Origin of the sequence: Xanthomonas euvesicatoria (assembly GCF_013112235.1) — a bacterium.
In the GTDB taxonomy this organism is placed as follows: Bacteria; Pseudomonadota; Gammaproteobacteria; order Xanthomonadales; family Xanthomonadaceae; genus Xanthomonas; species Xanthomonas euvesicatoria.
Genome location: NZ_JABFFS010000001.1, coordinates 271,491 through 292,370 on the forward strand (window position 1 = coordinate 271,491; position 20,880 = coordinate 292,370).

18 protein-coding genes are annotated in these 20,880 nt (G+C 64.0%); 9 read left to right on the top strand and 9 right to left on the bottom strand.

Annotated features, from left to right (window positions below; translation table 11 throughout):
* Positions 1-91 precede the first annotated feature (91 nt).
* Positions 92-1,957: a peptidoglycan-binding protein gene (locus HLH45_RS01010; RefSeq protein ID WP_033478378.1), complete on the top strand. Its 1,866-nt coding sequence runs from the start codon at positions 92-94 to the stop codon at positions 1,955-1,957.
* 130 nt (positions 1,958-2,087) lie between these two features.
* Here HLH45_RS01010 and HLH45_RS01015 read toward each other — a convergent pair whose 3' ends face one another.
* The 3 genes from HLH45_RS01015 to glmS form a co-directional block, all read right to left on the bottom strand.
* The gene (locus HLH45_RS01015) at positions 2,088-3,227 is read right to left on the bottom strand and encodes a hypothetical protein (protein ID WP_008571026.1); all 1,140 of its coding nucleotides are present in this window, start codon (positions 3,225-3,227) and stop codon (positions 2,088-2,090) included.
* Between the two features lie 233 nt (positions 3,228-3,460).
* Complete coding sequence (locus tag HLH45_RS01020) at positions 3,461-3,934, bottom strand: hypothetical protein (RefSeq protein WP_005914723.1); 474 nt, start codon at positions 3,932-3,934, stop codon at positions 3,461-3,463.
* A 350-nt stretch (positions 3,935-4,284) separates the two neighbouring features.
* Positions 4,285-6,114 carry a glutamine--fructose-6-phosphate transaminase (isomerizing) gene (gene glmS / locus HLH45_RS01025; protein ID WP_005914722.1) on the bottom strand — a complete coding sequence of 610 codons (1,830 nt, stop codon included), beginning with the start codon at positions 6,112-6,114 and terminating at the stop codon, positions 4,285-4,287.
* A gap of 205 nt (positions 6,115-6,319) precedes the next feature.
* Here glmS and HLH45_RS01030 point away from each other — a divergent pair, with 205 nt between their 5' ends.
* From HLH45_RS01030 to HLH45_RS01060, 7 genes are all read left to right on the top strand, one after another.
* Positions 6,320-7,591, top strand: a complete 1,272-nt coding sequence (locus HLH45_RS01030) for an efflux RND transporter periplasmic adaptor subunit (protein ID WP_008571028.1) — start codon at positions 6,320-6,322, stop codon at positions 7,589-7,591.
* Positions 7,592-7,639: 48 nt separating this feature from the next.
* Positions 7,640-8,359: an ABC transporter ATP-binding protein gene (locus HLH45_RS01035; RefSeq protein ID WP_005914720.1), complete on the top strand. Its 720-nt coding sequence runs from the start codon at positions 7,640-7,642 to the stop codon at positions 8,357-8,359.
* An 11-nt stretch (positions 8,360-8,370) separates the two neighbouring features.
* Positions 8,371-9,672, top strand: coding sequence for an ABC transporter permease (locus tag HLH45_RS01040; protein WP_008571029.1), 1,302 nt, complete (start codon positions 8,371-8,373; stop codon positions 9,670-9,672).
* A gap of 55 nt (positions 9,673-9,727) precedes the next feature.
* Positions 9,728-10,954: an ABC transporter permease gene (locus tag HLH45_RS01045; RefSeq protein WP_005926616.1), complete on the top strand. Its 1,227-nt coding sequence runs from the start codon at positions 9,728-9,730 to the stop codon at positions 10,952-10,954.
* Positions 10,955-11,179: 225 nt separating this feature from the next.
* On the top strand, positions 11,180-11,485 hold the full coding sequence (locus tag HLH45_RS01050) for a hypothetical protein (RefSeq protein WP_031424968.1): 306 nt from the start codon (positions 11,180-11,182) through the stop codon (positions 11,483-11,485).
* 160 nt (positions 11,486-11,645) lie between these two features.
* Positions 11,646-12,989 (top strand): sigma-54-dependent transcriptional regulator, encoded by a 1,344-nt coding sequence (locus HLH45_RS01055; protein WP_008571031.1) that lies wholly within the window; start codon positions 11,646-11,648, stop codon positions 12,987-12,989.
* Between the two features lie 8 nt (positions 12,990-12,997).
* Positions 12,998-14,344 carry a sensor histidine kinase gene (locus HLH45_RS01060; RefSeq protein ID WP_033478379.1) on the top strand — a complete coding sequence of 449 codons (1,347 nt, stop codon included), beginning with the start codon at positions 12,998-13,000 and terminating at the stop codon, positions 14,342-14,344.
* A gap of 300 nt (positions 14,345-14,644) precedes the next feature.
* Here the strand turns inward: HLH45_RS01060 and glmU are convergent, their stop codons facing one another.
* Complete coding sequence (gene glmU, locus HLH45_RS01065) at positions 14,645-16,009, bottom strand: bifunctional UDP-N-acetylglucosamine diphosphorylase/glucosamine-1-phosphate N-acetyltransferase GlmU (RefSeq protein ID WP_008571034.1); 1,365 nt, start codon at positions 16,007-16,009, stop codon at positions 14,645-14,647.
* A 144-nt stretch (positions 16,010-16,153) separates the two neighbouring features.
* Here glmU and HLH45_RS01070 point away from each other — a divergent pair, with 144 nt between their 5' ends.
* Complete coding sequence (locus HLH45_RS01070; protein WP_008571035.1) at positions 16,154-16,537, top strand: GtrA family protein; 384 nt, start codon at positions 16,154-16,156, stop codon at positions 16,535-16,537.
* A 516-nt stretch (positions 16,538-17,053) separates the two neighbouring features.
* On the opposite strand, the gene HLH45_RS01075 is transcribed toward HLH45_RS01070, so the two are convergent.
* From HLH45_RS01075 to atpG, 5 genes are all read right to left on the bottom strand, one after another.
* The gene (locus HLH45_RS01075; RefSeq protein WP_033478380.1) at positions 17,054-17,623 is read right to left on the bottom strand and encodes a chorismate mutase; all 570 of its coding nucleotides are present in this window, start codon (positions 17,621-17,623) and stop codon (positions 17,054-17,056) included.
* Positions 17,620-17,790 carry a hypothetical protein gene (locus HLH45_RS01080; RefSeq protein ID WP_154671624.1) on the bottom strand — a complete coding sequence of 57 codons (171 nt, stop codon included), beginning with the start codon at positions 17,788-17,790 and terminating at the stop codon, positions 17,620-17,622. The genes HLH45_RS01075 and HLH45_RS01080 overlap by 4 nt, the downstream gene beginning before the upstream one ends.
* 64 nt (positions 17,791-17,854) lie before the next feature.
* Positions 17,855-18,277, bottom strand: a complete 423-nt coding sequence (locus HLH45_RS01085; RefSeq protein ID WP_003484011.1) for a F0F1 ATP synthase subunit epsilon — start codon at positions 18,275-18,277, stop codon at positions 17,855-17,857.
* 143 nt (positions 18,278-18,420) lie between these two features.
* Positions 18,421-19,827 (bottom strand): F0F1 ATP synthase subunit beta, encoded by a 1,407-nt coding sequence (gene atpD / locus HLH45_RS01090; RefSeq protein WP_003484008.1) that lies wholly within the window; start codon positions 19,825-19,827, stop codon positions 18,421-18,423.
* 145 nt (positions 19,828-19,972) lie between these two features.
* Positions 19,973-20,836: a F0F1 ATP synthase subunit gamma gene (gene atpG / locus HLH45_RS01095; RefSeq protein WP_008571039.1), complete on the bottom strand. Its 864-nt coding sequence runs from the start codon at positions 20,834-20,836 to the stop codon at positions 19,973-19,975.
* Positions 20,837-20,880: the final 44 nt, after the last annotated feature.

Below are 20,880 nucleotides of genomic sequence, written 5' to 3' on the forward strand. Positions count from 1 at the left end.
ATTGGTTCGGGCGGCGTACCGCTGCAGCCGCGTGGCTGCAGCACTCAATCAAGGACCTTGAGCGATGCCGACGAACTACTCACGAGCCCAAGTGCTCGACATCATCGAACGCGAAGCGGCCGAGCGGAATATTCCGCGTGACGACTTCCTGCGTTTTGCCCACGTAGAGACTGGCGGCGCCTTCGACGAGTTGGCCAGTCGCGGCCCCGGCGGTGCTAAAGGACTATTCCAGTTCACGCCGCCAACTGCCCAGCAGTACGGCATTGCCGGACGCGAGCTGGACGCGGTGGCCAATACCGACGCAGCAGCGCGGCTGTATCTGGACAACCGGACGAGCCTGGTCAATCGGCACGAACGCGATGGGCGGCCGTACCTTTCGGGCAAGCCCGAGCCCGATGGCCTGGATATGTATCTGGCCCATCAGCAAGGCGCCGGTGGCTATCGCTCTTTGCAGACCGCGATCGCCACGGGATCTTTTGGCCTGGAAAGCACACGCGCCAACATTCTCAACAATGTCGGCGAGAAAGAGCTGAAGTCCCTGACCGGCGTCGATTCGGCGACGTTCCGGCGCATGTCCGACAAGGACATGGCACAGACCTTCGTGCAGTACTGGGATACGAAGATGGACCGTATCCGGATTCCTGAAAAAGGCATCGAGCCGATTTCGACCACGCAGCAGGCACCCTCGCACGCTGCGCCAGCGCACTCTGCGCCTGCCCAGCCGGAAAAACCCGCAGCGCAAGGCATTGCGCTTCACGCAGCCTATGACCTCACCAACAAATACGATCACGTCAAATACGGCCTGGGCGCGAAAGATCCCGACAAAGGCAGGGTCGATTGTTCTGGCTGGGTGGTCGAGATGCAGAACGCGACCATGGACGAGATCAACAAGGGCGCCGGCAAGGCCATCTTCACCAAGGACGAAAAGTTCAGTCCTGGTTTCGACAGTGCATCCGAACTGCTGCGCAAGGCCGAGCTGCGCTCCGGCGTGCTGATCCAAGGCAAGGATGTGACTGCCCAGACCCTCAAGGAAGGCATGATCATCGGCGAGGACAATGGCCCGCAGAGTTGGGACAAGGGGCGCTACAAGGGCATCGACCACATCACGATGGTGGTGCGTGACCCCAAGGATGGCCAGCTCAAGATCAGCCAATCCCGTGGCGGCGAGGGTGTCGAGCTCAGTTCGCTGGATTCCTACCTCGAGCGCAAGCACGCCAAGGGCGTCAAGCTGTATGCGAGCGACCCGCTGTCTGAGGCGCGCGACCTGCTGCAGGAGCGCAGCCAGAACAAGCAGCAATCTCACGCAGCGACCGAGCACAAACCCAGCCAGGCACACGCCGCCGCCGATGCGCCGGGTGTCCTGCGCGAAAATGCGCGTGGCGCAGAAGTGCGCACATTGCAGCAGACGCTGCAGCAACTGGGTTACAAGGACGCAGGCGGTAACGAAATCAAGGCTGACGGCGCCTATGGCCAACGGACCAGCGAGGCGGTCAAGGCATTCCAGCGTGCGCATGGGCTGCAGGACGATGGCGTGGTTGGCCGCGATACGCAGGCTGCGCTGAAGCAGGCGGAAAAGACGCCACTGCTCTCGGAGAAAACCAATCCCGACCACCCGCTGTTCAATCAGGCCGTCAACAAGCTGGAACAGCTCGGTCCGAATGCCTTCGCCAATCGGCAGCAGTTGGTAAATGCGGCCGGCCACATGACCTTCGAAGCCAAGGTCAGCGGCATGCAACGCATCGACATGGTGGCGCAAAGCAAGGACGGCAACGGACTGTTTGCCGTGCAGGGTCAGCCAACCGACCCGGCGCATCAGCGGATCTACACCGACAAGGCCACCGCTGCGGAACGGCCGCTGGAGCAGAGCAGCAATGCTGTGCGGCAGGAAGCGCAGACGCAGACGCAGGTTCAAGATCAGCAAGAGCAACAACGCAGCCAGGCGCGCAGCGTCGGTTGATCGTCGCGCAACACAAACACAGAAGAGGCACCGATCGATGGATCGGTGCCCCTTCTTGTTTACACCCGCATTACGCGCTGTTTCCCATCACATCGGGCGCCGGATATCCGGCGCCACCAGCACTGGTCCGTCAGTTGGACGTCGCAACAGCTTCTCTGTCAGGGAACCACTGCGGCAACTGCTCGGCGAATTTCGCTGCGCATTCGTCGCTGTAGGCTTGTGCGGCTGCTTTGACCAGCGCGTAATCGTTGGCTTCCCATTCTTCCAGCGAGGCAGTACGCGGTGTCGGCGCGCAGTCCAGACTGACCGGGCTCGCCTTGCGCTTCAAGAAGCCGCTGCGCTCCCCACCGATCGTCACTGCGTAGCGCAGCTCGTAAGGCGACTTGGTATCGGCCAGGCTCTGATACACCAGCAGCCAGTCCGACATCAACACCTGCAACGGGAACGGTTCTGCGGGTACGGCCCGCGGATGCCCGGTGAAGTAGGTCTTCAAATGCGCGTTGACCGCATCGCGCTGCAATTGATAGCCGGGATTCCCCAGGGCCTCCATCTTTTCGCCTTTCAGCTGATCTTTTCCGAAGGCAGAGACCGCAACACCGCGGGCGAACAGGCTGGTGGCAATCTGCAAACCGACGACCATCCCGGTATGTCCGCGGCGGACGACACGCAGCATTTCGTCGCCGTTGGGCAGGCCGTTCGAGCCCACCCGCATGCTCGAATGCAATGGGAGCTGCAAGGCCCAATCTGCCGAGGGCGTCATGGCAACGCCTGCATCGGACTGCGGACTTGGTTGCGCCTGTGTTGCGGCAACCGCCACAGTGCCTGCAACTGCAGCAGCCGCATAGGCAGTTGCCGTGGAGAAATCCCCGCCTGCAAACGCAGGCACCACCGCAGTGGCTTCGGTCACGCGCGCAGCGGTACAGAAGGTACCAGCCGCCCGCATCTGTGCCTCATGGAAGCCAATGCCGTTGATCTGGTGCACGTCGGCATCCTTGCCGTACTGCTCCACCAGCTTGCCGATCAATGCATCGGACGGCGATTGCTGTGCGCAGACCTTGGCGGCTGCGATGCGCGACCAGGCGAATTGCAGCGCAGGATCCCAGCCCATCGCATCTTCGCCCACGAATCCGTGGTCATAGTGATACGCATAAATGGCAGGGTCGATCTCCTGCAGCGTCATTCCGCCCTGTCCGGCATAGCCCAGCGGCACGTCTTGCGCAACAGCAAGCCCCGGCAGTGCCAATAGCACCGCCGCGATACACGTCTTCATGAATCCCTGTCCCTATGGATAAGTGCGACGCGCTGCATGTCCCCCATGCAGCGCGACCGATGCGCCACCGCTCGCACACGACGGCTTCCCACATGCAGGGCGCTGATCGACGGGTAATGGCACAACGCACCCGGCCGATCGTCCTGCAGGGATAGTGTGCCCGCACACGGCAGCCATCGCAGTCGGGGCGGTCCCCACGCATGTGTGGGGACCGCCCCTCAGATGCTCACTGCTTAGGCATGCAAGATTCCGCCTGGGCCTGGTTGCCAATCGCGTGGCGTGCGCAATGCGGCCAATATACGCACCAGCTCGCGATAGCTCTGGGCCAGTTGCGCGAACAGACCTGCATCGCTGCAGCGGGTGTCGGCCACTTCGGAATACGCGCCCCTGCCCAGGTCGATGAAGTAATCCACACTGAGGCGCCGGCGTTGCGCCACGCCCGGAAACAGGCCTGCAATCAGCAGGCAACCGTCTCCCACGTCACGCAATGCGTCGGCCCGCACGCTACCGATCTGGTCCTGCGCATGCAGCCATGCCAGCGCCTGCGTGCGCGAAAGCAGATGCGCATCGCGCTGGAAGCGCAGCAACACGAACACCAGATAGTGCTCGCGCGATTCGTCCAGCGGACGCGCAATCCGCTGCCCCGCCTCGCGCACCAACGCCTGCCACAATTCGGCCGGCGCCCCCTGTTTGAAAGACTCGTGCATACGTCCTCCTGCGTGGTGTGGACCCTCGCCAGGAGCTTATGCATAACTTGGGCCACTGCGTTGGCAGAGGCTGTGGTGGAGCGCTAAGGACCGGCCGCTGGCAGTGCGACCGCACCTTCGCCAGACGGATACGGCCACTCCTGGAAGCGGCATCGCCACGTGCATAGGCAGGACGTCGGCGACTGCTTTGCGAGCAGCTGAACCTCGCGCGTTGCGCGTCAGCGCAACCAGCACGACGTCGCACGCAATCGCCATCCTGGAACATGACAGCGACAGAGCCGAACCTGCACTGCGTGCATGCACCGACTGCATGCAGCTGGCAGTGCGCGCAGACGGCACCGCGGCAGTGCTTACTCCACCGTCACCGACTTGGCCAGATTGCGCGGCTTGTCCACATCGGTGCCGCGTGCCAGGGCGGTGTGGTAAGCCAGCAGCTGCACCGGGATGGTGTGGATCACCGGCGACAGCACGCCGGCATGGCGTGGGGTGCGGATGACATGCACGCCTTCGGAGTCGCTGAAGTGGCTGTCCTGGTCGGCGAACACGAACAGCTCGCCGCCGCGTGCGCGCACTTCCTGCATGTTGGATTTGACCTTTTCCAGCAGGCGGTCGTTCGGTGCGATCACCACCACCGGCATCGCCGCATCCACCAGTGCCAGCGGCCCATGCTTCAACTCGCCGGCCGGATACGCTTCGGCGTGGATATATGAGATTTCCTTGAGCTTGAGCGCGCCTTCTAATGCAATCGGATAATGCAGGCCGCGACCGAGGAACAGCGCATTCTCCTTCGGCGAAAATCGTTCGGCCCAGGCCATGATCTGCGGTTCAAGATTCAATGCATGCTGCACGCTGCCGGGCAAAAAGCGCAGCTGCTCCAGATACTCGGCTTCTTCGGCGTCACTGATGCGGCCCTGCAACTTCCCCAACACCATGGTGAGCTGGAACAACACCGCCAGCTGGGTGGTGAAGGCCTTGGTCGAGGCCACGCCGATCTCGGCGCCGGCACGCGTGTAGCAGACCAGCTCGCTGGCGCGCGGGATCGCACTTTCCGGCACATTGCAGATCGACAGCGTGTGCAAATGCCCCAGCGATTTGGCGTATTTCAGCGCTTCCATCGTGTCCAGCGTTTCGCCGGACTGGGAGATGGTCACGATCAGATGCTTCGGGTTGGCATACGCGGCGCGGTAGCGGTATTCGCTGGCGATCTCCACGCTGCACGGCAGCCCCGCAATGGCTTCGATCCAGTAACGGGCGGTCATGCCGGCGTAGTAGCTGGTACCGCAGGCCAGGATCTGCACGCCTTCGATGTCGCGCAACACCGCTTCTGCGTTGGCGCCGAACAGCGATGCCGGGAAACCCTTGGCATCGATCGCCGCCTCGATGGTGTCGGCCAAGGCGCGCGGCTGCTCGTGGATTTCCTTCTGCATGAAATGCCGGAACGGGCCCAGTTCCAGCGAGGCCAGCGACACGTCCGACAGGTGCAGCGGGCGCTCCACCGGTGCATCGTTGCCGTCGAAGATGCGCACGCCTTCGCGGTGCAATTCGGCGGTGTCGCCTTCTTCGAGGAAGATCACCTGGCGCGTGGCCTGCACGATCGCCGACACGTCGGAAGCGACGAAGTTTTCCCCCTCACCCACCCCGATCAGCAACGGGCAGCCCATGCGCGCGCAGACGAAGCGTTCCGGTTCGGCCTGGCTCATCACCGCCAGCGCATAGGCACCGGTGAGTTCCTTGACGGTGCGCTGCAGCGCGGTGAGCAGGTCGCCGGCGCTGCCCAGATGATGATGGATCAGATGCGCGATGACCTCGGTGTCGGTCTGCGACTCGAAGGTGTAGCCAAGCGCGCGCAATTTTTCGCGCTGCTCCTCGTGGTTTTCGATGATGCCGTTGTGCACCAGCGCCACGCCGGCGCTGATGTGCGGGTGCGCGTTGGCTTCGGTGACGCCGCCATGGGTGGCCCAGCGGGTGTGACCGATCCCCAGCGTGGCGCCGAACTGTTCGGCCTGCGCGGCCTGCGCCATCTCGGCCACCCGCCCGGTGCGACGCACCCGGCGCACCTGCACGCCATCGAGCACTGCAATGCCGGAGGAATCGTAGCCGCGGTATTCCAGGCGCTTGAGTCCTTCGATCAGGACCGGGACCACATCGCGCCCGGCGATCGCTCCGACAATGCCGCACATAGGACAGCTCTCGCAAAAGAAGTCGGACATTTTAGCGTGTCCGCTCTTGTCCGCTGCATAACCGTGCCCGGACAGCGTGTCCGCCCCCAGTGTCCGCGGACACTGCGGACACCGGTCGCCACGTCAACAAAACCATCCATTTCAATGACTTGAACGTTGGCACGGGTCCTGCTTTATCGCAGTGACGCCACCGAGCCAGCCGACCATGATTCGCGATACCTCTGCCCAGGACCAGGTTCTCCGCACACCCGCCCAGCGCGCGCCGTGGCGCCGTTGGCTGTGGCCTGGCGTCGCCGCGGTGACGGTGCTGGCTGGGATCGGCTGGGCCGTGACTGCGTGGAGCGCCGGCAGCCGCTCGTTCGACGCCAGCCGCGTGCGCGTTGCCACCGTCACCCGAGGCGACCTGGTACGCGACATCGCCGCCGACGGCCGCGTGATCGCCGCCAACAGCCCGGTGCTGTACGCCATCTCTGCCGGCACGGTGACGCTGAGCGTGGTGGCTGGCGACGTCGTCAAGCAGGGCCAGGAACTGGCGCGCATCGACAGCCCCGAGCTGCGCAGCAAGCTGGCGCAGGAGCAGGCCACCCTGGCCGGCCTGGAGGCCGAATCCAGCCGCGCGGCCCTGGATGCCACCCTGGCGCGTGCCAACGCCAGCAAGCTCACCGACCAGGCCCAGATCGACAAGCAGGCTGCCGCGCGCGACCTGGAGCGCTACCAACGCGGCTACGACGGTGGCGCCGTGCCGCAGGTGGAACTGGCCAAGGCGCAGGACACCTTGAAGAAGACCGATATCGACCTGCAGCACGCCCAGCGCGATGCCGCGTTGAAGAGCCAGGGTGCGGACCTGGATTCGCGCAACAAGCGCCTGCTGGCAGACCGCCAACGCGCCGTGGTGGCCGAAGTGCAGCGCCAGGTGGACGCGCTCACGCTGCGCTCGCCCTTCGATGGCCAGGTCGGCCAGGTGCAGGCGGTGCAGCACACCCAGGTGGCGGCGAACGCGCCGATTCTGGGCGTGGTGGATCTGTCCAAGTTCGAAGTGGAGATCAAGGTGCCGGAGAGTTTCGCCCGCGATCTGGCGATCGGCATGCCGGCCCAGCTCACCAGCGGCAGCGGCCAACCGTTCGCCGGCGCCATCTCGGCGGTGTCGCCGGAAGTGGTCAATGGCGAAGTCACCGCGCGCATCCGCTTCACCGACAAGCAGCCACCAGGCCTGCGCCAGAGCCAGCGCATGAGCGCACGCGTGTTGATGGACACGCGCCGCAACGTGCTCAAGGTCGAACGCGGCCCGTTTGTCGAACAATCCGGCGGCAGCTATGCCTATGTGATGGATGGCAACACCGCGGCACGGCGCCCGGTCACGCTCGGTGTCAGCAGCCTGGGCGAAGTGCAGGTGCTCTCCGGGCTACAGGTCGGCGACCGCGTGGTGGTCTCCGGTGCAGACAACTTTGGCGACGCGCCGCGCGTCACCGTCCACTGATTCACTCATTCCCACTCGTCGCACACTCTCTTCGCAAAGGAATCGGCAATGCTCAAGATGCAAGCGGTCTCCAAGGTCTTTCGCACCGAACAGGTGGAAACGCATGCGCTGCGGTCGCTGGACCTGCATGTGCGCGAAGGCGAGTTCGTCGCGGTCACCGGCCCCTCCGGCTCGGGCAAGACCACCTTCCTCAACCTGGCCGGGCTGCTGGAAACCTTCACCAGCGGGCAGTATGTGCTCGATGGCGAAGACGTCAGCCATCTGTCCGACGATGCACGTTCGCGCCTGCGCAACCGCAAGATCGGCTTCATCTTCCAGGGCTTTAATCTGATTCCCGACCTCAACCTGTTCGACAACGTCGATGTGCCGCTGCGGTATCGCGGCATGGCGGCAGCCGAGCGCAAGCAGCGCATCGAAGAGGCATTGACCAAGGTCGGCCTGGGCTCGCGCCTGCGTCACTACCCCACCGAACTCTCCGGTGGGCAACAGCAGCGCGCTGCGATTGCGCGCGCACTGGCCGGCAGTCCACGCTTGCTGCTGGCCGACGAACCCACCGGCAACCTCGATTCGCAAATGGCGCGCGGGGTGATGGAACTGCTGGAAGAGATCAACAGCCAGGGCACCACCATCGTCATGGTCACCCACGACCCGGAACTGGCCGCACGCGCGCAGCGCAACGTGCACATCGTCGACGGGCAGGCCACCGACCTGGAACGCAATCCCAGCCTGATGCGCACGCCTGCCGCCGTTGCAACCCTGGCCGACTGAGGAGCCCACCCATGTTCGGCTACTACTTCAATCTCGCGGTACGCAGCTTCCGCCGCAACAAGGTGCTCACCGCATTGATGGTGCTGGCCATTGCGCTGGGCATCGGCGCCAGCATGACCACCTTGACGGTGTTCTATGTGTTGTCGGGCGACCCGATCCCGCAGAAGAGCGACCGGTTGTTCTATGTGCAGGTGGATGCGGAACCGAAGTCCGGCTATCAGCCGGGAGACGAGCCCGATTACCAGTCCACCCGCTTCGACGCCGAGGCGCTGCTGCGTGAGAAGCGTGCCATGCGTCAGGCGATGATGTCAGGCGGAAGTGTCGCGATCGAGCCACAGCGCAGCGGGTTAAGTCCTTTCAAGCTGAACGCTCGTTTCACTTCGGCCGATTTCTTTGCGATGTTCGACGTGCCCTTGCTCTACGGCCAAGCGTGGTCCGGCACAAGCGACGAGCGGCACGAACGTGTTGCGGTGATCAGCAAGTCGCTGAACGAAAAGCTGTTCGACGGTGGCAACAGCGTCGGGCGCGAAGTGCGCGTGGACAAGAACACCTTCCGTATCGTCGGCGTCCTGGATACCTGGAAGATCGACCCACGCTTCTACGACATCACAGACACGTACGGCTCGAACGAACAGCTGTATGTGCCGTTCAGTACGGCGATGGATCTGAAATTGAGCCACTACGGCGGGACCAACTGCTCCGGCAAGGTCGAGGCAGGCGACACCACCGCGCTGAATGCACCCTGCAACTGGGTGCAGTACTGGGTGGAATTGGAAAATGCCAAGCAAGCGGGCGATTACAAGGCCTATCTCGAAAATTATTCCGATCAACAACGTGCCGCCGGGCGCTTTACCCGGCCCAACAATGTGCGCCTGCGCAACGTGATGCAGTGGCTGGACTACAACAAGGTGGTTCCCAGCGACGTCCGCCTGCAGCTGTGGTTGGCCATGGGCTTTCTGCTGGTGTGCCTGCTCAACACGGTCGGCCTGTTGCTGGCCAAATTCCTGCGCCGCAGCGGAGAGATTGGTGTGCGGCGCGCGCTTGGCGCGTCGCGCGGCGCAATCTTTGCGCAGTGCCTGGTGGAGGCAGGAACCATCGGCCTGGCCGGTGGCATCGGCGGACTTGGGCTGGCGTGGTTGGGGCTGTGGGCCGTGCGTCAGCAACCGGTGGATTACGCCGCGCTGGCGCACCTGGATATCACGATGCTGCTGCTGACGTTCGCCATTGCGATCGCCGCGAGCCTGCTTGCCGGCATCCTGCCGTCCTGGCGCGCCATCCAGGTCGCACCGGCACTGCAATTGAAGTCGTCCTGAACCTCCTGCCCGCCGCACCGCGGCGAGCCATGCTTCCTATCTTCAAGGTCAGCCCATGGACATCCGACCCATCATCTCCACCTTGCGCCGCCATAAGACGGCCGCCGCACTGATCGTGCTCGAGATCGCACTGGCTTGCGCCATTATCTGCAATTCGCTGTTTTTGATCGGCAATCGCCTGGACACGCTCCAGACTCCCAGTGGCATCGCCGAGCAGGAGCTGCTCAGCATCCAGCTGGACGGCATCGGCCCGCAGGCCAATGCCGATGCACGTACCCGGGAGGATCTGGCAGCGCTACGCGCGGTGCCCGGCGTGCGCAATGCGGTCATCACCAATCAGATCCCCTTCGTCAATTACTCGTCCAACACGGGGCTGACCCTGACCCCGGAGCAGGAACGCCCCACGCTCAATGCCGCGCAGTATCTGGTCAGCGAAGGCAGCCTGGATGCACTTGGCCTGCAATTGAATGCCGGCCGCGACTTCAGCCCGAACGAATACATCAGCCAGGAAAAGGCTGATAACGACGATGAGGTCCGCAAGAAAGGTGCGGCGGTTATCCTGACGCAGGGGGCGGCGGACAAGATGTTCCCCGACCACAGCGCGCTCGGCAAGACCATCTACTCTGGCGGTGTCCCGCTGCGTATCGTCGGAATCGTGCGCACCCTGGCGCGGCCGAACAATGTCAATGGACTGTCGGCAAAGGACTATTCGATGCTGCTGCCTATCCGTCCTCCTTACACGGATGGGCAATACGTCCTACGTGTCACCGACCCTTTGCGTCGGGCGGAAGTGCTGAAGGCGGCGGTGGCGGCCTTGATGAAAGTGGACAACAGCCGGCTGGTGCTGAAACAAGAGACCTACACCGAAATCCGCGACAAGTATTTCCGCAATGATCGCGCCATGATCTGGCTGCTTGGAGCGGTGTGCGTCGCCCTGCTGATTGTGACCGCCTTGGGCATCGTCGGCCTGGCGAGTTTCTGGGTGCAGCAACGCACCAAGCAGATCGGTATACGCCGTGCGCTGGGTGCAACGCGCAGCCAGATCCTGCGCTACTTCCAGATCGAGAATTTCCTGCTTGCCTCGGTCGGCATCGTGCTCGGCATGCTGATGGCCTACTCGATCAACGTCTGGCTGATGGCACGCTATGAATTGCCGCGACTGCCGGCAATCTACCTGCCGATTGGCGCGCTGCTGCTATGGATGCTCGGCCAGCTGGCGGTGTTCTGGCCGGCCCGCCGCGCAGCTGCAGTGCCGCCGGCTGTTGCCACCCGCAGTGCATGATGGCCGGCGTTGCTTCCCCGTCGCTTGGCAGTGGGGAAGCAACCAGGCTCGCCATCCACCGTGCGTTTTCACCATCGTTACGAACCGGATTCCCTCATGTCTCGCTCTCTTGCATCATCGGCATTGATCGCCCTGACCGCCTGCTGCCTCCTTCACCCCGGCCAGGCCGATGCGGCAACGCGGGCGCACGCGGCGTCGGCCTCGTCCAGCACTTCGACGCAAGAGGTGCTCGCCATCGACGACACCCGGCTGAACTGGCGCCATGACGATCAAATTCTGGAGCTCGTCGCCAGTAGCGACGGATTGCTGGTGACCCAGGCCAGCGCGTCGCTCAGCCTGCAGTTGCAACGCGGCGACCGCGTGCGCACGGCGGGCCGAACCCAGATCACCACAATCGCAACATTGCTGGCCGCACTGCAGGCTGCTGCAGGCAACCCCATCGCCGTGGATGTCATGCGCGATGGTGTGCAGGTGCACCTGATCTGGACAGCGGCCACGTACACACCGCTGTTGCCGCCCGCGGCTCCATAACCAGCGCCGTGCCGGCAACAGCCGATGCACCCTGCATCGGCCGCTTGAGTCCGCCGACCTTGCCGCCCGGCGATCTGCCGCCCCCGCCGAGCAGCGCGTTGTCGCTACGTGTTGCCAGTATTCTGTGCCGATCCCATCCCGTGCCTTCTTGAGCAATGCGATGCCGCACATCCTGATCATCGACGACAACACGGCCGTGGCCACCGCATTGGAAGTGCTGTTTTCGTTGCACGACATCGAGGCGCGGCATGCGCATTCGCCGCAGGCCGGGCTGGCGCTGCTGGACGAGCAGGCGTTCGATCTGGTGATCCAGGACATGAACTTCACCGCCGACACCACCTCCGGCGAAGAGGGCGAGGCGCTGTTTACCAAACTGCGTCAACGTCATCCGGACCTGCCGGTGATCCTGCTCACCGCCTGGACGCACCTGGGCAGCGCGGTGGGCCTGGTCAAGGCCGGTGCGGCCGATTACATCGCCAAGCCCTGGGACGACACCAAACTGCTGACCACGGTCAACAACCTGCTGGAACTGTCCGAAGCACGCCGCGAACTGGAACGTCGTCGCGAACGCGAACGCCGCGGCCGCGAGCAGTTGACCCAGCGCTACGACCTGCGCGGCGCGGTGTTCGCCGATCCGGCCAGCGAGCGCGCAATCGCCCTGGCCTGCCAGGTCGCACGCTCGGACTTGCCAGTGCTGATCACCGGCCCCAATGGCAGCGGCAAGGAAAAGATTGCCGAGATTATCCAGGCCAATTCGGCCACCAAACATGGCCCGTTCATTGCACTCAACTGCGGCGCCTTGCCAGGTGAATTGATCGAAGCCGAATTATTCGGGGCCGAAGCCGGCGCCTACACCGGCGCCAACAAAGCGCGCGAGGGCAAGTTCGAAGCGGCCGATGGCGGCACGCTGTTTCTCGACGAGATCGGCAACCTGCCGCTGGCGGGTCAAATGAAGTTGCTGCGCGTGCTGGAAACCGGCCGTTACGAGCGGCTGGGTTCCAACCGCGAACGCCACGCCAAGGTGCGCGTGATCAGCGCCACCAATTCAGATCTGCCGGCGATGATCCGCGACGGCAGTTTTCGCGAGGATCTGTATTACCGGCTCAACACGGTGGAAATCGCACTGCCCGCACTAGCCGAACGCCCCGGCGATATCGGCCCGCTGGCCGAGCACTTCCTTGCCGGTGAAAAGCCGCTATCCGCGCAGGCGCGCGATGCCTTGCAACGGCATGCCTGGCCCGGCAACGTGCGCGAGCTACGCAATGTGCTGCAACGTGCCGCCTTGCTCGCGCAGGGCGCGCGCATCGAAGCGGGCGATCTGAACCTGCCGCGTGCAGCCGCGCCACGGCCGGCGACGCCGGCTGCAGGCGAGCCGGATCGCGCGCGTATCGAACAGGCGCTGGCACGCGCGCAAGGCGTGATCGCACAAGCGGCCGCCGAGCTGGGGTTGAGCCGCCAGGCGCTGTATCGGCGCATGGACCGCTACGGCATCAGCTCGGAATGAACCTTCGCATGCGGAACCGCTCTTTCACGTTTTCGCTGTTTTTACGCTTGCTGCCAGTGCTTGCGCTGGCGGCTGCATTTCCATGGTTCATGGCGTACTGGCTGGACCACGGCTGGCAGGTGGCGGCGATTTCGGTCCTCGTCCTGCTGGCAGCGATGTGGTTCAGCCTCAACCGCGCCACCGCACCGATGCGCTCGCTGTTTCGTGCGCTGGCCGGCACCACCAGCAGCTACCGCGATGGCGAATACAACTTCGGCGTGTATTGGCGCGGCAACGACGAACTGGCGCAACTGGTGCAGGCGCATGCCGAGCTTGGCGATGTGCTGCGTGCGCAGCGTAGCCATCTGGTACAGCGCGAGCTGATGCTCGACACCATGCTGCAGAACACACCGGTGGCCATGCTGCTGGTGGTCGCCGGCGGCGATGGCCTGCGGCGGATCGGGTTTTCCAACAATGCCGCACGCAAGCTGCTGTACGAAGGACGCAAGCTGGAAGGCCAGCATCTGGACGATGTGCTCGGCCGCATGCCGGCCGAATTGCGCGACGCCCTGGCACGTGGCGGGGATTGCCTGTTCGCGGTACGCGAAGATGGCGACGACGAAGAAGACGAGCAGATCTATCACCTGTCGCGGCGTAGCTTTCACATCAACGGGCGCGGGCACGAGCTGTTGTTGATCCGCACCTTGACCACCGAGTTACGCCGCCAGGAAGTGCAGACCTGGAAAAAAGTCATCCGCGTGATCAGCCACGAATTGAACAATTCGCTGGCACCGATCGCCTCGCTGGCGCATTCGGGCGCCGAGCTGCTGCGCCGCGAACGCACCGATCGCCTGGGGACGGTGTTCGAGACCATCGAAGAACGCGCGCGTCACCTGGAAGGCTTTATCCGCGGCTATGCGCGCTTTGCCAAATTGCCGCAACCGCAGCTGCAGACCATCGAATGGGCGCCGTTTTTGCAGCGCTTGCAGCAGCAGATTCCGTTCCAGGTACAGGGCACGCTGACCGATGTCTCCAGCCGGATCGATGCAGCGCAGATCGAGCAGGCGCTGCTCAATCTGCTGAAAAATGCCCACGAGGCCTGCAGCGAAGCACAGCCGCCCAATAGCGATGTCGCCCTGCGCGTCACGCGCGTGCCGCAGTGGCTACGCATCGAAGTGCTCGACCGCGGCAACGGCATGAACGAAGCGGTGCTGCACAACGCACTGATGCCGTTCTATTCGACCAAGCGCAATGGCACAGGTCTTGGTCTTGCCCTCACCCGCGAAATCGCCGAAGCGCACGGCGGCCGCATCTCGCTGCACAACCGCGAACACGGCGGACTGTGCGTGACCTTGCTGTTGCCATTGGCGGCTTGAACGCAGCAAGGCTTGCAGGACTTGCGATGCAATCCATGCGTTGCATCACGCCTTCCGTCAGCGCACGCGCCCCGCGCATGTCATGGCAGCACCCCTGGCGCGATGGACGGCCGATCGCGCCCGGGGGCGCTCCCGCACGTTCAGCGCTCCGCCAGCGGCCGGGCCGCCTGGCCCCGCGAGCAGCCTTGATGCGTCGTTCCGAGAACGGCGGAGCTGTTGCGCGCTTACCATGCATCGGGCCACCAGGCGCAATCAGCGCCCATGCGGCGCTGTTCCCTGCGATCCAGCGTGCACCGCAGCCTATTTCTTGGTCGGCCGCTTCCAGCCTTCGATCACGGTCTGCCGCGCACGCGTCACACTGAGCTGGCCCGCTGGCGCATCGCTCGTGATCACCGAACCGGCACCGATGGTGGAATTGGCGCCAATCTCGATCGGTGCCACCAACGCGCTGTTGGAGCCGACAAACGCACCATCGCCGATGGTGGTCTGCGACTTGTTCACCCCGTCGTAGTTGCAGGTGATGGTGCCGGCGCCGATGTTGACCTTGCTGCCGATCACCGCATCGCCCAGATAGGTCAGATGGTTGGCCTTGCTGCCGACGCCCATGGTGACCTTTTTGGTCTCCACGAAATTGCCGATATGCACGCCATCGGCCAACACGGTGCCGGGGCGCAAACGCGCGAACGGGCCGATCTGCACCGCGCCTTCGGTGACCACGCCTTCCAGATCGCTGTGCGCACGCACGTGCGTGCCGGCACCCAGCGTGACGTCGCGCAAGCGCACGAACGGGCCGATCACCACATCATCGCCCAGCGTCACATTGCCTTCCAGGATCACATCGATATCCAGCTGCACATCGCGCCCCACCTGCACGCTGCCGCGCTGCTCCACACGCGCCGGGTCGGCCATGCGCACGCCCTGCAGGCAAAGCGTGCGCGCGGCGCGCAGTTGCCAGGCACGTTCGAGCTGGGCGAGTTGCCACGGGTCGTTGACACCCTCCACGTCCTGCGGGTCGGCCACGTGCACCATGTCGGCCGGCGTGAAATCGGCTGCGGCGCTGGCGAACACGTCGGTGAGATAGAACTCGCCCTGCGCATTGTCGTTGGACAAACCAGCCAGCCAACGGCGCAGCGCAGTGGATTCAGCGGTGAGGATGCCGGTATTGATGGTGCGAATGCGGCGCTGCTCGTCATTGGCGTCCTTCTGCTCGACGATCGCGGCCACCTTGCCCTCCGCATCGCGCAGGATGCGCCCATAGCCGGTGGGATTGGCCAGTTCGGCAACCAGCACCGCCATGCGGCCCGGTGCATGCAGCAACTGCAACAGGCTTTCGCTGCGGATCAGCGGCACATCGCCATACAACACCAGCACCGTTGCCGCATCGGGAATCGCAGGCATCGCCTGCTGCACGGCATGTCCGGTGCCCAACTGCTCGCGCTGTTCGGCCCACTGCAGATCGCCTTGATCGGCGAAGGCTGCCTGCACCTGGTCGCCACCATGCCCGTACACGATATGGATTGCCGCCGGCTGCAGCTGCCGCGCAGTGGCGATCACATGCGCCAGCATCGGCTGGCCCGCCAGCGGCTGCAGCACCTTGGGCAGGGACGAGCGCATGCGCTTGCCTTCGCCTGCGGCCAGGATCACAACGTGCAGGGGCAGGGTCATCAAGACATTCCAGGCATAGGGATGTTCAAATTCTAGTCGCTGCGCCCCCTCGCGTCGTTGCCCGGATGCAGCGTTCGCCCGCACTAACAACGTTTGCGCCTCGCTGCCGCTAGGATGGGCGCCCCTTTCCTTTGCCCCGCACGCATGAGTCTGTTCCGCCAAGGCAGCCAGTTCATGATCATTGGCGCCCTGCAGCTGGTCGTCGATTGCGGCATCTTCATCGCCGCCACCGCCGCAGGCATGCCTGCGGTGCCCGCCAATCTGCTCGGACGCATCGGCGGCGCCATGCTCGGCTTTTGGCTCAACGGCCGCTACACCTTCGCCCAGCAAGGCGATGCGCGGCTGGGTTGGCGACGCTTCGGCCGCTTTGCGGTGATGTGGCTGACGCTCACGCTGATCAGCACCTGGCTGCTCTCGACCACGGTAGACCTACTCGGCCTGCGTCAGGCATGGCTGGCGAAACCGCTGGTCGAAGGCGGGCTGGCGGTCGTTTCGTTCTTCCTAGGCCGGCATGTGGTGTATCGCTGATCGAGGCATGCGCAGGCGCCGAGCGATTGCTCGATCGTGTGGCGATACGACGCAAAAGGGGACACCGCTTGCGCGCAGACAGCGCGCAGCACAGGCGCGGCATCTGTTCCGGTGCTGATCGATCGCGCGGATGTCCTTGTCGCTCTTATGCGGCATCCATGCTGCATCGGGTCCACACCCGGTCGGGGAACAAAAACCAGTCGCGTCGGCCGGTGTGCGTGGCATTCAGCCAGGCTGCCAGCGACCTTTCTCGTGCAGCGTCCTCGCCGATTGCATGACAGTTGACGGCATGGATGCCGTCATCGCCTCTCCAGGACGGGTTGAGGGCGCGCCTGGCGAGCGCGAGTGCACCGCGCCTTGGACACGCTCAGCGTTCGATCTGAACGCCTGACTGCATCCACCAGGATGCGGCCGACAAAACGCTGCAATCGCCACCAAGCGAACGCGCACACGTGTTGTCGGCCGCTCCAACCGCATGACAGCGCGTTGGTCTCGCAGACACGTTGCCGCTATGGATCAGTGGCAAAAATCGCCCAGGCCGCGCACCAGTGCCGCACGATGCAGCGCATCCAGCTGCCACTGCTCTGCGTAATGCGCAGCGGCACGCGCGGTGCTGGCCGGGCAGTCGGGCGCGCTGCGCGTCGAGGCCACATCGGCCAGCGCATCGAGCAGTTCGCCCTGCAGTTGATCCAGGCGAGCGCGCAGCGCGCTGAGATCCGGACGTGCGGTGTTCGGCGCATGTCCGCGCTCGTGCCAATGGCTGAGCAGCGCGTACTGCACCGACTTGTTGGCCTCGATTTGCGCGCCGAAGAAACGCGCTGCGTCGTCGGCATCCAGCCCATGCGCCGGCGCCTGATCGCGCACGCTCTGCAGCACCGCCGCCTCGCGCGCCTGATCCAGCACCGGCTTGCCGCTGTCCCACTTGCTTAGCGCTACCGCATCGCCAATGGCATTGCGCTGCACGATGCGATCCATCAGCAGATCCAACGGCGGCTGGCTGCGCGCCGGCCATGCGCACCCCAGCAGTCCGGCGGCCAACAGGCCGCTCACCATGTAAGCGCGAATGCCATCGATCGAACGGGTCATGCCATCTTCCTCAACGTGCCGGGATAAGCTTGCCATGCAGCGCTGCGGTGCAGCGGTGCGCCAAGGCACGCAGTGTGCCTGCCGCGCGCCACCGCGGATTCACGCACCCGCACGCGGCGCTCCAAAAACGAAAACGCCGACACGATGGTCGGCGTTTCGAACTTCATATCTGCAGACGAACTTGCAGCAGTCGGACGTGCACGCCCACCCTGGAGGTGGGCAGCCCACCGCTTAGTGCTTGAGGTTGCGACGCAAGCGCTCCAGCGCCTGCAGCTGTACTGTCGCTTCGGCCAGCTGACGCTGTGCCTCGGCCACGTCCACCGTGTTGCCACGGTTGGCCAGCAGCCGCTCGGCCTCTTCCTTGACCTTGCGCACGGCCGCCTCGTCGATGTCCTGCGCACGCACCGCGGTGTCGACCAGGATGGTCACCACCTGCGGCTGCACTTCCAGGATGCCGCCGGAAATGGCGAAATCCAGCTGTTCGCCATTGGCGGTGGTCACCACCACCTTGCCCGGCTTCAGGCGTGTGATCAGCGGCGCGTGCTTGGGCGCAATGCCCAGCTCGCCCAACTCGCCGGTAGCCACGACCAGCGTCGCCTCACCGTGGAAGATTTCCTTCTCGGCGCTGACGATGTCGCAACGGATAGTGCTCATGCTGCCTCACTCTGTGAGGCGGGGATTGGGGATGCGGGATTCGGGATTGGCAACCGCAGCTTTCACTGTGGTCACTCACCTCGTTTCCGCTCCCCAATTACCGCCGTACCAAATCCCGAATCCCGAATGCCAAATCCCGGCTCTTACGCCTTGGCGCTCATCTTGTTGGCTTTCTCGACCGCTTCTTCGATGCTGCCGACCATGTAGAACGCCTGCTCCGGCAGGTGGTCGTATTCGCCGTCGCAGATCGCCTTGAAGCCGCGGATGGTGTCCTTCAGCGACACGTACTTGCCCGGCGAACCGGTGAACACTTCGGCCACGTGGAAGGGCTGGCTGAAGAAGCGCTCGATCTTGCGCGCGCGCGACACCGACTGCTTGTCTTCTTCGCTCAGCTCGTCCATGCCCAGGATGGCGATGATGTCCTTCAGTTCCTTGTACTTCTGCAAGGTCTGCTGGACGCGCTGGGCGGTGTCGTAATGCTCGTGGCCGATCACCAGCGGATCCATCTGGCGGCTGGTGGAGTCCAGCGGATCCACCGCCGGGTAGATACCCAGCGAGGCGATGTTACGGCTCAGCGTGACGGTCGAGTCCAGGTGGGCGAAGGTGGTCGCCGGCGACGGGTCGGTCAGGTCGTCCGCAGGCACGTACACGGCCTGGATCGAGGTGATCGAACCGCTCTTGGTCGAGGTGATGCGCTCCTGCAGCACGCCCATTTCCTCGGCCAGGGTCGGCTGGTAGCCCACCGCCGACGGCATGCGGCCGAGCAGCGCCGACACTTCGGTACCGGCCAGCGTGTAGCGGTAGATGTTGTCCACGAACAGCAGCACGTCCTTGCCCTTGCCGCTGGCGTCCTTCTCGTCGCGGAAGTACTCGGCCATGGTCAGGCCGGTCAATGCCACGCGCAGACGGTTGCCCGGCGGCTCGTTCATCTGGCCGTACACCATCGCCACCTTGTCCAGAACGTTGGAGTCCTTCATCTCGTGGTAGAAGTCGTTGCCCTCGCGGGTACGCTCGCCCACGCCGGCGAACACGGACAAACCCGAGTGCGCCTTGGCGATGTTGTTGATCAGTTCCATCATGTTGACGGTCTTGCCGACGCCGGCGCCGCCGAACAGGCCGACCTTGCCGCCCTTGGCGAACGGGCACATCAGGTCGATGACCTTGATGCCGGTTTCCAGCAATTCGGTGCTGGAGGACTGGTCTTCATACGACGGTGCGCCGCGATGGATTTCCCAGTGGTCCGAGGCCTGCACGTCGCCGGCTTCGTCGATCGGGCGACCCAGCACGTCCATGATGCGACCCAGCGTACCGGCACCGACCGGCACCGAGATGGCGCGTTCGGTGTTGGTGGCGACCAGGTTGCGCTTCAGGCCGTCGGTGGAGCCGAGCGCAATCGTGCGCACCACGCCGTCGCCGAGCTGCTGCTGCACTTCCAGGGTGATTTCGGTGCCGTCGACCTTCAGCGCGTGATACACCTTCGGCACTTCATTGCGCGGGAATTCGACGTCGACGACCGCGCCGATGATCTGAACGATCTTGCCCTGACTCATTTTGCTGCTCCGGTTAGCTTTAGTTCTGTCCGGATGGCCTGCGCCATCCCATGGATTTCGTGATTGGGGATTCGTGATTCGGGATTGGTAAAAGCGCGCTGCGCTGCTCTTGCCAATCCCGAATCTCCAATCCCGAATCCCGGCACTACACGGCCGCTGCGCCGCTGACGATTTCCGAAATTTCCTGGGTAATCGCCGCCTGACGTGCCTTGTTGTAGACCAGTTGCAAGGTGCCGATCATCTTGTTGGCGTTGTCGCTGGCGGCCTTCATCGCCACCATCCGCGCGGCATGTTCGGACGCCACGTTTTCCAGCACGGCCTGGTACACCAGCGACTCGATGTAGCGCGTCATCACGTGCTCCAGCACGGTGGCGGCATCGGGTTCGTACAGGTAGTCCCAATCGTGGTGCGCCACCTTGTGTTCGGCGGCCGGCAGCGGCAGCAGCTGATCGAAGCTGGCCTTCTGCGTCATGGTGTTCACGAAGCGGTTGTAGACCAGGTAGACGCGGTCCACCTTGCCTTCGATGAAGGCATCGATCATCACCTTGATCACGCCGATCAGCTGCTCCACCTGCGGGCTGTCGCCCAGGTGGGTCACGCTGCCGACCATGTTGACCTTGATGCGACGGAAGAACGCCGAGGCCTTCTGGCCGATGGTCACCACGTCGATCTCGGCACCGGTGTCCTGCCACGGGCGTACTTCGCCCAGCATCTTGCGGAACAGGTTGTTGTTCAGACCGCCGGCCAGGCCGCGGTCGGACGAGATCACGATATAGCCGACCCGCTTGACCTGTTCGCGCTCGACCAGGAACGGATGCTGGAAATCGGTGCTGGCCTGCGCCAGATGCCCGATCACCTGCTTCATCGCCTGCGCATACGGACGCGAGGTCTTCATGCGCTCCTGCGCCTTGCGGATCTTGGAGGCCGAGACCATTTCGAGCGCGCGCGTCACCTTGCGGGTGTTCTGCACGCTCTTGATCTTGGTTTTGATTTCGCGTCCGCCTGCCATACTCGCTCGCTTCGCTCGCTTAGTGAGATTCGGGAATCGGGATT

Coding starts and splice junctions, on each gene's coding strand:
- HLH45_RS01015 (WP_008571026.1), bottom strand. CDS start 3,227: ATGAAGACGTGTATCGCGGCGGTGCTATTGGCACTGCCGGGGCTTGCT.
- HLH45_RS01020 (WP_005914723.1), bottom strand. CDS start 3,934: ATGCACGAGTCTTTCAAACAGGGGGCGCCGGCCGAATTGTGGCAGGCG.
- glmS (WP_005914722.1), bottom strand. CDS start 6,114: ATGTGCGGCATTGTCGGAGCGATCGCCGGGCGCGATGTGGTCCCGGTC.
- HLH45_RS01030 (WP_008571028.1), top strand. CDS start 6,320: ATGATTCGCGATACCTCTGCCCAGGACCAGGTTCTCCGCACACCCGCC.
- HLH45_RS01035 (WP_005914720.1), top strand. CDS start 7,640: ATGCTCAAGATGCAAGCGGTCTCCAAGGTCTTTCGCACCGAACAGGTG.
- HLH45_RS01040 (WP_008571029.1), top strand. CDS start 8,371: ATGTTCGGCTACTACTTCAATCTCGCGGTACGCAGCTTCCGCCGCAAC.
- HLH45_RS01045 (WP_005926616.1), top strand. CDS start 9,728: ATGGACATCCGACCCATCATCTCCACCTTGCGCCGCCATAAGACGGCC.
- HLH45_RS01055 (WP_008571031.1), top strand. CDS start 11,646: ATGCCGCACATCCTGATCATCGACGACAACACGGCCGTGGCCACCGCA.
- HLH45_RS01060 (WP_033478379.1), top strand. CDS start 12,998: ATGCGGAACCGCTCTTTCACGTTTTCGCTGTTTTTACGCTTGCTGCCA.
- glmU (WP_008571034.1), bottom strand. CDS start 16,009: ATGACCCTGCCCCTGCACGTTGTGATCCTGGCCGCAGGCGAAGGCAAG.
- HLH45_RS01070 (WP_008571035.1), top strand. CDS start 16,154: ATGAGTCTGTTCCGCCAAGGCAGCCAGTTCATGATCATTGGCGCCCTG.
- HLH45_RS01075 (WP_033478380.1), bottom strand. CDS start 17,623: ATGACCCGTTCGATCGATGGCATTCGCGCTTACATGGTGAGCGGCCTG.
- HLH45_RS01080 (WP_154671624.1), bottom strand. CDS start 17,790: ATGAAGTTCGAAACGCCGACCATCGTGTCGGCGTTTTCGTTTTTGGAG.
- HLH45_RS01085 (WP_003484011.1), bottom strand. CDS start 18,277: ATGAGCACTATCCGTTGCGACATCGTCAGCGCCGAGAAGGAAATCTTC.
- atpD (WP_003484008.1), bottom strand. CDS start 19,827: ATGAGTCAGGGCAAGATCGTTCAGATCATCGGCGCGGTCGTCGACGTC.
- atpG (WP_008571039.1), bottom strand. CDS start 20,836: ATGGCAGGCGGACGCGAAATCAAAACCAAGATCAAGAGCGTGCAGAAC.